This is a genomic window from uncultured Chryseobacterium sp. (genome assembly GCF_913776365.1).
GTDB lineage: Bacteria > Bacteroidota > Bacteroidia > Flavobacteriales > Weeksellaceae > Chryseobacterium.
This window is the reverse complement of sequence record NZ_CAJYMO010000098.1, coordinates 1-10,617: the sequence shown is the minus strand read 5'-3', so window position 1 is coordinate 10,617 and position 10,617 is coordinate 1. Positions and strand designations below refer to the sequence as shown.

General features: G+C 49.8%; 6 protein-coding genes. 5 read left to right on the top strand and 1 reads right to left on the bottom strand.

Annotated elements, in window-relative coordinates; translation table 11 throughout:
- The 4 genes from moaCB to QZ735_RS04915 all read left to right on the top strand — a co-directional run.
- On the top strand, positions 1–891 hold an 891-nt coding region (moaCB, locus tag QZ735_RS04930), incomplete at its 5' end, for a bifunctional molybdenum cofactor biosynthesis protein MoaC/MoaB (protein WP_294245008.1).
- Positions 892–1,038: 147 nt separating this feature from the next.
- Positions 1,039–1,515, top strand: coding sequence for a (2Fe-2S)-binding protein (locus QZ735_RS04925; protein WP_294245005.1), 477 nt, complete (start codon positions 1,039–1,041; stop codon positions 1,513–1,515).
- Entirely contained in the window at positions 1,515–2,534 is a 1,020-nt protein-coding gene (locus QZ735_RS04920) for a xanthine dehydrogenase family protein subunit M (protein ID WP_294245003.1), read from the top strand. Before QZ735_RS04925 ends, QZ735_RS04920 begins: the two co-directional genes overlap by 1 nt.
- Positions 2,535–2,566: 32 nt before the next feature.
- The gene (locus QZ735_RS04915) at positions 2,567–4,813 is read left to right on the top strand and encodes a xanthine dehydrogenase family protein molybdopterin-binding subunit (RefSeq protein ID WP_294244998.1); all 2,247 of its coding nucleotides are present in this window, start codon (positions 2,567–2,569) and stop codon (positions 4,811–4,813) included.
- Positions 4,814–4,857: 44 nt separating this feature from the next.
- Here the strand turns inward: QZ735_RS04915 and QZ735_RS04910 are convergent, their stop codons facing one another.
- On the bottom strand, positions 4,858–5,994 hold the full coding sequence (locus tag QZ735_RS04910; RefSeq protein WP_294244996.1) for a cysteine desulfurase family protein: 1,137 nt from the start codon (positions 5,992–5,994) through the stop codon (positions 4,858–4,860).
- 583 nt (positions 5,995–6,577) lie between these two features.
- On the opposite strand from QZ735_RS04910, the gene QZ735_RS04905 reads away from it, so the two are divergent.
- The coding region (locus tag QZ735_RS04905) for a DUF4011 domain-containing protein (RefSeq protein WP_294244994.1) at positions 6,578–10,617 on the top strand (4,040 nt) is incomplete at its 3' end.

Below are 10,617 nucleotides of genomic sequence, written 5' to 3'. Positions count from 1 at the left end.
AAACAGTCCACCCTGCGCAAAGCCATTGCTACCGCTACGGTGGAAACTTCCTCCCCGCAAACCATAGAGGCCATCGAACAGCGTAAGGTACCGAAAGGGGATATTTTCGAATTTTCCAGAGCTGCAGCCCTGTTCGGTGTTAAAAAAACCAGCGATGTCATCCCGGACTGCCATCCGCTGCCGGTGGAATACACCGGAATCACGTTTAAAATAGAAGGATTATCGGTCATCATTTCTGTGGAAGTCCATACCGTTTATAAAACTGGAGTGGAAGTGGAAGCCATGCACGGTGCCTCCGTGGCTGCCCTTGTGATGTATGATATGCTGAAACCCATTGATAAAAAGGTGGAAATCCGCAACATCAGGCTCCTTGAGAAAAAAGGTGGGAAATCCGGGGACTCTCAATTTCCGGCTGAAAATCTTAAAGCTGCCGTGGTGGTATGCTCGGACAGTATTCACGAAGGGAAAAACGAAGATATTTCCGGTAAGACCATCATCAGCCAGCTGGAAAAACAGGGTTTTCAGCAGGTCAGCTATACCATTGTGCCTGACGAATGCAATGTCATTCAGAAAACCCTGGCCGAGCACAGGGAGGGAAATTACGATCTTGTTATCTTTACCGGGGGAACCGGCGTTTCGGCCCGTGATGTAACCCCGGACGCCCTGCTGCCCATGATCGACCGGCCGATGCCTGGCATTATGGAGACTGCCCGCCGTTATGGTCAGGAACGTATTAAAACCGCCATGCTGTCCAGAAGTATTGCCGGCTTCAGCGGAAAAACATTGGTACTCGCCTTTCCGGGTTCTGAAAAAGCTGCCGAAGAATATGTGCAGTCTCTCTTCCCGCAGGTGCTTCACGTCTTTCAGCTGAAAGAAAATTACCGGCATTAACCTACCCCTGTTAGAGTTTTTAACTCTAACAGGGGTTTGCTTTTTAGATCCACTCTAAATAGGGGTATCTTCCTACCACGTTATGGCTTCCCGAAGCGTAACGGTTTCTTTTTTGCATAGGCTTCATGAACACCAAATACATGATATATGCCTGATCAGAACAACCAATCCATTAGCCTGAAAGTAAATGGCCAGAGCCATGAGCTTGAACTGAAACCCTGGGTGTCCTTACTGGACGCGCTGCGGCACACCCTGCATCTTACCGGAACCAAAAAAGGCTGCGACCACGGACAATGCGGAGCTTGCACGGTGCTGATCGACGGCAAAAGAGTGCTTAGTTGCCTCACGCTTGCCGTCATGAGGGACGGCGCAGAGATTACCACCATTGAAGGGATCGGCAGCGAAGAAAATTTACATCCTGTACAGAAAGCTTTTATTGAGCATGATGCCTTTCAGTGCGGATACTGTACACCGGGACAGATCTGCAGTGCCGTGGGCCTTCTGAACGAAGGTAAAGGAAACAGCCGGGAAGAGGTCCAGGACCTGATGAGCGGAAACCTCTGCCGCTGCGGGGCCAACAGGGGAATTATCAATGCCATCATGGCCGTAAAAGAAGAAATGTAATGAATAATTTTTCCTATACCAAAGCAGCAGACCTTCAACAGGCCGTTTCCTTACTGAAAGAGACTGAAGGCAATAAAATACTGGCCGGCGGAACGAATCTCATTGACCTGATGAAGTATTTTGTTACTGAAGCGGATACGCTGATAGACATCAATAAAGTATCCGGTTTCAGTACACTCACGGAACTTGAAGACGGTAGTGTAAAACTCGGGGCGCTGATGACCAATGCAGAAACAGCGCATCATCCGGTGATTGAAGAAAGATATCCTCTGCTTTCAAAAACCATTCTGGCAGGTGCTTCCGCCCAGATCAGGAATATGGCGACCAATGGAGGGAATCTTCTGCAGCGTACGCGATGTTATTATTTCTACGATCCTGATGTGCCCTGCAACAAAAGGGAACCCGGATCGGGATGTTCCGCAATCAACGGATACAACCGGATCCATGCCATCCTGGGCCATAATGAGAACTGCATTGCCGTATTTCCTTCCGATATGTGCGTAGCCCTTGCTGCCTTAGGTGCAAAAGTACACGTTACGGGAGCTTCGGGTGACCGCATCATTCCGTTTGAAGAATTTCACCGTCTGCCGGGAGATACGCCTGAACTTGATAATACGCTGCAGAGAGATGAGATCATCACCGGAATTGAACTGCCGGCTGAAGGATTTGCTGAAAACTATTCTTATCTGAAACTCAGGGACCGGAATTCCTATGCTTTTGCGCTGGTTTCGGTAGCAGCCGGATTCACCCTTGAAGCGGGGATGATCAAAGAAATTGCTATTGCACTCGGGGGCGTTGCCCATAAGCCGTGGAGGGTAAAAGAAGCGGAAGATTTCCTGAAAGGAAAAGAGCCCTCAAAGGAAAATTTCAGCAGTGCTGCCGATCTGATTCTGGCAGGTGCCAAAGGATTTAAAGATAACGAATTCAAAGTTGGACTGGCCAAACGGGCCATTATCAGAAACTGCATGATGGCACTCAATCCCGGATCCCAGAGACCCGGAGCAAAGCCGTCGCTGTAAACCCATTACCCTCAAATCCAAAAGAAAAATTTATGAAAAATATACCCTCTGTAGGAACGCCGCAGAGCCGTCTTGAAGGCCATCTGAAAGTAACTGGGACTGCAAAATATGCGGGTGACTATAATCCTTCGGACCTTCTGTACGGCTACGTAGTCAACAGTACCGTCACCAAAGGAAAAATTAAATCCATTGATACCTCGGAAGCTGAAAAGCTGGAAGGCGTTGTGGAAATACTGACCCATGAAAATCGTCCTTCCACGGCGTGGTTTGATTTCCAGTATGCCGATATGGACGCTCCGCCGGGAACTGTTTTTAAGCCGCTGAAAGATAATGAAATCCGGTATAACGGACAGCCGATTGCACTGGTCGTAGCGGAAAGCTTCGAGATGGCACGGCTGGCTGCCAAAAAGCTGAACATCGAATATGAAGAAGACAAAGACTTTTATACCGATGCCTTTGCTCATCTTGAAAAAGCACGGGATCCCAAGAAAGGCCTGGCTTCCATGCTGAAACCACCGCCGCCGCCGCCGAAAGGGGATTTTGAAAAGGCGTATGCAGATTCTGCCGTAAAGATCGACAGTACCTTCAAACACGGTACGGAGCACCATAATCCCATGGAGCTTTTCGCCTCTACGGTTATTTATGAAGGGGACGGAAAATTAAAAATTTACGATAAAACCCAGGGAACCATCAATTCCCAGATGTATGTAGCGAATGTTTTCGGGCTTAAAATGAAAAATGTACAGGTGATCTCGCCTTTTGTAGGCGGCGGATTCGGATCCGGCCTGCGGCCGCAGCATCAGCTCTTCATGGCAGTGATGGCTTCCCTTCATCTGAAGCGCAATGTAAGGGTAACGTTGGACAGGGCACAGATGTATATGATCGGGCACCGCCCGCCTACTTTGCAGCACACAAAATTCGGGGCCGGTCAGGACGGCAGGGTGAATGCGATTTTTCATGAAGCAGTGGGGGAGACCTCGCAGTTTGAAGATTACGTGGAAATTGTCGTAAACTGGGCCAATATGCTGTATCCGGCAGAAAACACCCAGCTGAACCATAAAATCGTACCGGTGGACGTTTACAGCCCGCTGGATATGCGGGCACCGGGCGGAAGCACCGGCATGCATGCCATTGAAGTGACGATGGATGAGATTGCCTATGAATTAAACATTGATCCGGTAGAGTTGAGACTGATCAATTATACGGATGTTGACCATAGCAGCGAAAAAATTTATTCCAGCAAAGAACTGAAGGAATGTTATCTGAAAGGAGCCAAGCAGTTCGGATGGGATCAGCGTACGCCTGAGCCAAGGAGCATGAAACGCGGGAATAAACTTGTCGGGTATGGAATGGCCACCGGAATGTGGGATGCCAACAGGCTGCTGGGCCGTGCGGAAGCCATCCTTCATACCGATGGAAGCGTAGAAATAAAAAGTGCCGTTACCGATATCGGAACGGGAACCTTCACCATTATGACCCAGATTGCAGCGGATGAACTGGGACTTCCTCTTGATAAGGTTGTTTTTTCCTATGCCGACAGCTCAATGCCTTTTGCCCCGATCCAGGGGGGCTCGTTTACAACAGCAACCATTGGCCCGGCTGTGCAGGCTGCCTGTCAGGCACTGAATGAAAAGATCTATAAAAAAGCCAGATCCATGAAGGATTCCGCACTGGCTGGTACCAAATTTAAGGAAGTCATCTGTAAAGACGGATTTGTGGTCCATAAGGAAAACCCGGATCTCAGGGTCAGTTATGAAGAGATCCTGAAAGATAATGAAGGCAAGGTCATCAAAACCAAAAACTCGGCGATGCCGAACCCTTTAACTTCCGGAAAGAAGGCCAGTGCCGTGCACAGTGCCGTTTTCGTGGAGGTTGAAGTGGATGAGGAATTGGGTACCATTGAGGTAAAACGGGCTCTTACCGCTGTAGCTGCCGGAAGAATCATCAACCCGAAAACTGCTGAAAGCCAGTTGCTGGGCGGAATGATCTGGGGCATCAGCAAAGCGCTGCATGAGGAAACCATTGTGGATCACCGGTTAGGAAAGTATATGAATGATGACCTGGCAGAATATCATATCCCGGTGCATGCCGACATTCACGATCTGCAGGTCCTGTTTGTTGAAGAACACGATACATTTGTCAATGACCTCGGTGTAAAAGGAGTCGGGGAAATCGGTGGGGTAGGAATGCCGCCGGCCATTACCAATGCCATCTATCATGCCACAGGAAAGAGGATCTATGATCTTCCGATCCATTTTGATAAATTACTGTCGCTTTAGCCTTATTTTAATTTTATAATGATACAGCTCCGGATAGCAATCTGCTACCGGAGCTGTTGTATGATGGCCCTGATCCTGGTGACGGCCGTTTTGATTTCTTCCAGGGTGCTGAATTTCCCCAGGCTGAAGCGGATGGAGCTCAGGGCTTCATCATCCGCTAAACCTAAAGCCTTCAGGACATGGGAAGGCTTTGCCGTTACCGATGAGCAGGCAGAACCGCTGGATACGGAAATCGTTTTCAGCGCCAGGATGAACTGCTCGGAAAGGATACCCGGAAAACAGATGTTGCTGGTAGTGTGGATCCTGTTGTCAACGGATCCGTTGATAAAGCTGCCTTCCGTAGACAAAAGTTCGTGTTCCAGGTAATCACGGAGTTCTTTTATATGGACCTGGTCCTGTTGCATTTCCTGCCGGGCTATCTCGCAGGCTTTGCCCAGCCCGATGATCCCCGGGACGTTCAGTGTACCGCTGCGCCGGTTGTTCTGCTGTCCACCGCCGGTAATCTGAGAAGTGAAATGGTTTTTCAGCCTGCCGGAGATGTAAAGGGCGCCCATACCTTTCGGACCATGGAATTTATGGGCGGAAAACGGCATCAGGTCAATCCCCAGCCCTTTTGCATCCACCGGAATCTTTCCGACAGCCTGGGTGGCATCACACAGGAGAAAACCACCCTTTGCATGAACGATTTCACTGATTTTCCTGATGTCCTGAAGGGTTCCGGTCTCATTATTTACCATCATGATATTTACCATCAGTGTATTTTCCGAAACAGCGTCGTTCAGAATCCGGAAATCAATCCGTCCGTCTCTTTGTACCGGGATGAGGGTCTGGCTGTATTTTCCGTTTCGCGTAAGATCGTCTGCCGTATCCAGCACGGCTTTATGTTCAGTGGCTGCGGTCACGAAGTGATTGCGGCTGCCGTTTGAAATGCCGCGCAGTGCCAGGTTGATTGCTTCGGTAGCACCCGATGTAAAAACCAGTTCCTCCGGCTGTGCCCCAATGAGTTCAGCAACCTGCCAGGCTGCATTTTCTACATGCTCATGAACCGTAAAACCGGCCAGATGGCTGCTTCCTGCATTTTCATAGGTTTCGGTAAAAAAAGGAAGCATGGCCTGAAGGACGCGTTCATCCATGCGGGTCGTAGCATTATTGTCAAGATAAATTTTTCCGTTAGTATTCATGAATCGGCTCCTGTATTTAGTAAAATAGTATCGATCTATTAAAAATACGAAAATGATTCCGGATTGCCTGTCTTTAGTCCTGAATAAATGCCGGATCCTGAAATAAATAAACGTAAGAAAATCGACAGAAGAATCTGTTCACCCATCTTTCGACTATTAAAATATCTTTAAAAAATATATTGGATCATAACAAGATCTGATGATGGACCTTCTTTGGTCCAAGAAAAAAAGAGCAAATTGGTGAAGCGGTCTGTTAATCACATTCATGATAATCCGTTCATCAGATCAGCCTGCTGATCTTCCTTTGCCTCCTAATAAGCATCAGGATAAAAACTTGACGTTAAAAAAAATACAACAGCAAACAGTAGCGGAAACCAAAGCCCATCAACCTGATAAAATTGTTAAAACTTCTCATACACGGTCCAGCATCCACAACCCATAACTTATAACTCACAACTCATAACTGAATGACAAACATCCGTAAAACCTCCCGCATTTCAGATCAATCCCTGCTGCTCATTAAGGTTACCCATTTCATAATTCCCTATTTTTTCTTTACATTAGGAGCCGATAATCACAAACTATGAGAGACCTTATATTTCCCAAGCTGGAAGCGGCGAGAAAAGAGCTGCTGGATCTGGGGATGCGCAATACCTTACTGAATTATAAAGTGCCTAAAGCCCGTGGGCTCCGGATTGTACAGGAGCAATCGGTCTCCATTTACCAGATCCTGGTAAAGCAGAACAAAGCCATGACATTTCTGGGCAGGCCCGGTAAAAAGGAAATGGATGAGGATGAGGAAATGCCTGAGCTACCGCCGCTTACGGAGGATGAGCTGCAGGAAGCCTATCATGATACCCGGCTCCAGACCAATGAATCCGAGCAGAAACTCCAGACCAAAATCCTCAATACCTATTATGCAGCCCGTACAAGCCTGGAAGAGCAGGGAGTGAATACCCTGTTCCTGTCCCTGGGAATGCTCAGCTGGTTTGAAAAGGGCAATGATGAGGAAGTGAGAAAAGCACCGCTGGTCCTGGTTCCGGTAACCCTGGAACGTTCCAGTGCGAGCGAGCGCTTCAGGCTGAGGTACACTGGTGGAGACATCGGGACCAATTTATCCCTGCAGGCAAAAATGATGGCCGATTTCAATATCAGCATTCCCGGACTTCCTGAAGAGGAAGACCTGGATATTTCAGGCTATTTCAGCCTCATCCGGGAACATATTGCCCACATGAAAAACTGGGAAGTAGAGGCTGATGCCATTGAGCTGGGCTTTTTCTCCTTCGGCAAATTTATGATTTACCACGACCTTGATACCTCCGGATGGCCGGAACATAAAAATCCCGCTGACCATCCCATCCTGCAGTCCCTTTTCGGGGCCGGCTTCACAGAGCCGCAGCCTACGGTAGGAGAAGGACACCAACTGGATCAGGAAACGGAGGCCGGTCAGCTGATGCAGGTAGTGGATGCCGACAGTTCTCAGGTAATTGCCATGCTGGCCATACATGAAGGCCGGAATATGGTGATCCAGGGACCTCCCGGAACCGGAAAATCCCAGACCATTACCAACCTTATCGCAGATGCTGTCGGAAGCGGTAAGAAAGTATTGTTTGTGGCCGAAAAAATGGCAGCTCTTGAAGTGGTAAAGAGGAGGCTGGACAGCATCGGCCTCGGCGAAGCCTGTCTGGAACTCCATAGCCATAAAGCCAATAAACGTGAACTTCATGCTGAATTAAAGCGCATCCTGGAACTCGGAAAGCCTGCCGTTGCCCATCTGGAAGAAGAGATCCGGCTGCTGGAGCCGGTAACGGAGGAACTGAATGCGTATGCGGACGAAATGAACCGCATTGCCGGGCAAAGCGGTATTTCCGTGCACGACGTGATCGGCCATCTGCTCAGGATCTCCGCTGAAAACAGGGAATATAAATTTCCTGTCATTGCCATAAGTAACGTGTCTTCCCTGGATGCGGCGCGGATGACGGATCTGGAAAGGGCTGCAGGACAGGTTCAGGCAAGGCTCAACAGCATAGGGCCGCCGGAAAAGCTGGTATTTTACGGAACGGGTTTAACGGTTTTCCTTCCAAAAGACGAAGAACTGGCCCGCGGGCTGTTATCGGTGGCTGTACAGGTTACCGGTAACCTGATTCATGCGTCAGAAGCGCTCAGCAGGTCTATGGAGTTCCCGGTGCCTGTGGATACAGCCGAAATAAAAAAATTGGTACAGACTGCAGACTGGGCTGTAAAAAATCCCGGAACGGATTCGATGTCCGTTGAAGACGGTGCATGGCTCAACAATCAGGCAGATATTGCAGAAATCATCAGTACAGGGAATAAGTTGGCTGAAATCCACCGCAGGTATGATCCGGTTTTCATTCCGGAAGCCTGGGGGCAGGAAATGCTGGAAATCAGGCAGAACCTGATGGCGCACGGTTCCAAATGGTATAAATTCCTGATCGGTGATTATAAGAGGAGTGTGAAAAAACTGGCCTCTTTCCTGAATGCCGCTTTGCCGGACAGCCTGGAGCAAAAGCTGGAACTGGTAAACACCGTAATGGAAGAGAAAAGGCTTTCGGCTACACTGCAGTCCTACAATGCATTAGGAGAACGGCTGTTCCGGCAGTACTGGCAACAACAGAGATCCGACTGGACATTGCTGAAAAATGCAGCTGACTATCTGCAGGCAGTTCATACGCACATCGGAAAAGGCGATATCCGGCCGGAAATTATCGGTCTGCTGCAGGAAAACAGGGAGACCGGAACGATCCGTCAGCATAAAGAAAATACCGCCGCTCTTCTGGATGAACAGGAAAAGGCATTCCGGACCTTATTTCAGCATCTGGATTTCAGCGGAAACGGAATTGAGAATTTTAAGCTTTCGGCACAGGTTTCCGTGCTTACCCGGTGGAAGGAACAGCTGCCGGAGATGCACAAAGCCGTTCAGTGGAACGTGCTGAAGGAAACAACGGAGCAGCAGGGTGCCGGATTCCTGATCAAGGCAGTCGAAAACTGGAATGATGCCGGCCTGCACCTGAGAACGGCTCTGCAGAAAACCTGGTATGATTACCTCCTGGAGCAGGCAATGCTGGACAGTACGGAGCTCCGGAAATTCGAACGGTCTACACACGAGGAAACCATTGCCGCTTTTCGCCGGATGGATGTGCTGAAGCAGTATTACAGCCGGGCTAAAGTAGCCCTGAAGCACTGGGAAGGCGTACCGAAACAGGAAGGCGGCGGACAGATCAATATCCTGAAGAGCGAGTTTAACCGTAAGGCGAGGCATATGCCGGTACGGAAACTGATGCAGGAAGCCGGGCTGGCCATACAGGCCATTAAACCGGTGATGATGATGAGCCCGATGTCCATCGCCGGTTTCCTGCCGCCGGACAGTATCGGTTTCGATCTGGTGATCTTCGATGAGGCAAGCCAGGTAAGGCCGGTGGATGCACTGGGTGCCATCCTGAGAGGGAAGCAGATTGTGGTCGTAGGAGATACCCGCCAGATGCCGCCGACCAGCTTTTTCGATAAACTGAATACCGATACGGAAGATGAAGACAACGTTACGGCCGATATGCAGAGCATCCTTGGAATGTGTGATGCCCAGGGAGCACCGCAGCGGATGCTCCGCTGGCACTACCGGAGCCGCCACGAATCGCTGATCAGCCTCTCCAACCAGGAATTTTATGAAAACAGGCTGGTGATTTTCCCGAGTCCGGGATCAAAAACCAGGATGGGGCTGGCCTTTAACCATCTGCCGGGTACATTTTATGATAAAGGGAAAACCCGTACCAATCCTAAGGAAGCCGAAGAAGTAGCGGATGCCGTTATCCGGCATGCCCTCGCCAGCCCTCAGCTGAGTCTTGGCGTGGTCGCTTTCAGCACTTCCCAGATGCAGGCCATACAGAACGCTATTGAAATCCGGAGGCGGAAAAATCCGGAAACGGAAAGCTTTTTCAGGGATCATGCCGATGAACCGTTTTTCGTGAAGAACCTGGAAAATGTACAGGGTGATGAAAGGGATGTGATCTTCATCAGCATCGGGTACGGAAGGACTGAAGACGGGAAGGTGCCGATGAGCTTCGGGCCGCTGAACAATGAAGGCGGGGAGCGCAGGCTGAACGTGCTTATTACCCGGGCCAAAAGGCGATGCGAGGTTTTCACCAATATTACGGCCGCCGATATGGTGATCGGCCCCGCGGCTAAATTCGGGATCCGGGCCCTGAAGAGTTTCCTCTACTTTGCCGAACACGGAAAATTTGAAAGCCATCACGATGAACAGCCGGACCAGCCCCGGCCTTTTGAAACCATGGTGGCTGAAACACTGCGGAAGGAAGGCTTCACCGTACGGGAAAAAGTAGGCTCCGCAGGGTTTTATATTGATCTGGCCATTACCGATCCGGACCATCCCGGAAGGTATCTGCTGGGAATCACCTGTGACGGAAAGTCTTACCATCAGGCACAGTCGGCGCGCGACAGGGACCGGCTGAGGACTGCGGTGCTGGAAGGCATGGGCTGGAATCTCCTGCATCTGTGGAGCCTCGACTGGTTCAGGAACCCGGCCGCAGAAATACAGCTGATCCGCGATGCCGTGGAAAAAGCAAAAATCCAGGCAGAGCACGACGATAG

Coding starts and splice junctions, on each gene's coding strand:
- QZ735_RS04925 (WP_294245005.1), top strand. CDS start 1,039: ATGCCTGATCAGAACAACCAATCCATTAGCCTGAAAGTAAATGGCCAG.
- QZ735_RS04920 (WP_294245003.1), top strand. CDS start 1,515: ATGAATAATTTTTCCTATACCAAAGCAGCAGACCTTCAACAGGCCGTT.
- QZ735_RS04915 (WP_294244998.1), top strand. CDS start 2,567: ATGAAAAATATACCCTCTGTAGGAACGCCGCAGAGCCGTCTTGAAGGC.
- QZ735_RS04910 (WP_294244996.1), bottom strand. CDS start 5,994: ATGAATACTAACGGAAAAATTTATCTTGACAATAATGCTACGACCCGC.